Origin of the sequence: Endozoicomonas sp. SESOKO1 (assembly GCF_024606265.1) — a bacterium.
Taxonomy (GTDB): domain Bacteria; phylum Pseudomonadota; class Gammaproteobacteria; order Pseudomonadales; family Endozoicomonadaceae; genus Endozoicomonas.
In genome coordinates this window covers 1-2,046 of sequence record NZ_JAHHPP010000184.1, presented here as the reverse complement: position 1 = coordinate 2,046, position 2,046 = coordinate 1, and the positions used below count along the sequence as shown (strand labels likewise).

Here is a 2,046-nt window from a genome sequence, read left to right as displayed (position 1 = left end):
CAACACATACAACCGTTCACGACAGTGCAGCAACGGCTACAACCCAATCGGTAAATACAACTCAGGCGACCAACGCAACAAGTCCACTTACACCGACTACTCCCCTGCTGCCACTGAGGGAATTGGTTTCCGATAGCGTGAAAATCACGTTAATGGCGTCACTTAGAGACAAACTGGCAGACTATCAACAACAGCTAAAAAACAGGCCCATGGCAACTGCCGGAAATCACGGGGGGAATATCACCGCTCAGCAACCCGATACTATCTCCGGGATAGCTCCGCAGCCCGATACAATCGTCGGTAAACGTCCGGATGATCCATCTCTTTGGCTAATACATCAGTTCCGTCAGCAGCATTCAGATCCAACATCACAGCCAACATCACAGCCAACATCACACCCAACAGTTGACGTGTCCCCGTTAATATCAAGTATTAAAAAAAGAGTGGAAATGTATCAATTATTCAATCTGGTATTAATTATTTCTTCCTTCACGAAGGCGATTAAAAAATCCTTCCCATACGCCGCCGGAGTTTACGACAGTGAACTGAAACAGCTCACTGATCAAATAAAGTATTACCTATCGAACCATGAACTTGATAACACGAAAAGAATAAGAACCAGAAGAACACTTACAGAAGAGTTAACTGAATTTCTGCTCGAAGCAGTGATTAAATTTGAGACAGCGCCAATGACTAAAGAAATGAAAGTATTCTTCAAAGGCTTCAAAGAAAGACGCGACGCCTTCACCAGAGCCCTGTATAATGGCGATACCATCTCTGATGATCCTGAATTCAAAGAGATGTTTGAATCGATGAAAAACAAAATTACCATTATGAAAGGGCTGCTCAAATACAACAGCGAAATTGAACAGGCTATCGCTAACAACGATTACTACCGGGCTGGCCAGATTACCTTCAGAGTTAATATACTTCATGACAAAGTACAGGGTACCCCGGATGATTACGCATCAGAAAACCCTTATCTTGACCTTTTAAACGATATCAAGGAGCTAGAAACCAACCAGGTTGACGCCTTACTATCACTGACCGATAAGACAGATGCATCGGTCTTTCTATATGATATCATTATACGAGCATGTGCCCATAATGCCTTGATTCTGGCATTCGAAGATGAAATGGATCCGGGATTTTGTTTCGGGGACATATTGTCCACAGCCATTGCCGGTCAAGATGGGATGTACTCAAATTCATTGAGTAGTCTGGCAAAGTCAATATTGTTTGGTGTCGATTACAGTCGACTCCCCGTCCAGATCAGAATTATCTTGCAGAACATATTATATTACGGGAAATCGATATTACCAGAAAACCATCCGGATTCATTGGGTCTGAATGCTGACAGCCTGTATATCAACCAGGCGATCAAAACAGCAGTAAAAGTAAGGGATGCACTACTAGGAGAGTTGGACAATATAGGCCACAGATTCAATTCAATAAGTGAGCTGATCGAGAAACTGTTAGACCAGATTCCTGTTGACAGCCTTGGTACTGAATTGGTCCAGTTTGGGGTTTCACCTTCTGAGAAACATATCTGTTACTTTGCGTTCAGCAAAAGTAACAATCTCTTCAGGCTGACTGTCCAGGATTTGGAAACCGGTGTGACGACGATTACCGGTACAACTCTGGAGCAGCTAAAAACTAAAATACCAAATGCACTAATGCCATTCTCTGTTGTATATAACATACCACAAAACCCCGTGGCTGAAGGTGGCCCCACTAGTGAGACAGGTTTCTGTCGTCTTACCAGGGATGCCCTGGATCCGATAACAAAAATGGAACTGATCAGGGACTCAGCACTAACCGTCAAAGATATAATGACCCACAAAACTGGCCAACTTAAAGCACTTGACCAGCAAAGAATCAGAGCCCTGACAACCAAATACCTTAACACAGTCAAAAATGATGCTGTCCGGCAAAGTTTGCGAATCGACCTGAAATCCCTATCAAAATCAGAATCAGCAGATCTTGCAGAGTTTGCGAAAATGCCCATGGTTTATCTGATGCGGGAAGTCCTTACTTCCCTGGAAA

Annotated in this window: 1 protein-coding gene; it reads left to right on the top strand. The window is 43.4% G+C overall.

Annotation, left to right across the window (positions count from 1 at the left end):
- Positions 1 to 152: 152 nt before the first annotated feature.
- On the top strand, positions 153 to 2,046 hold a 1,894-nt coding region (locus tag KDK13_RS08990), incomplete at its 3' end, for a hypothetical protein (protein WP_257284642.1).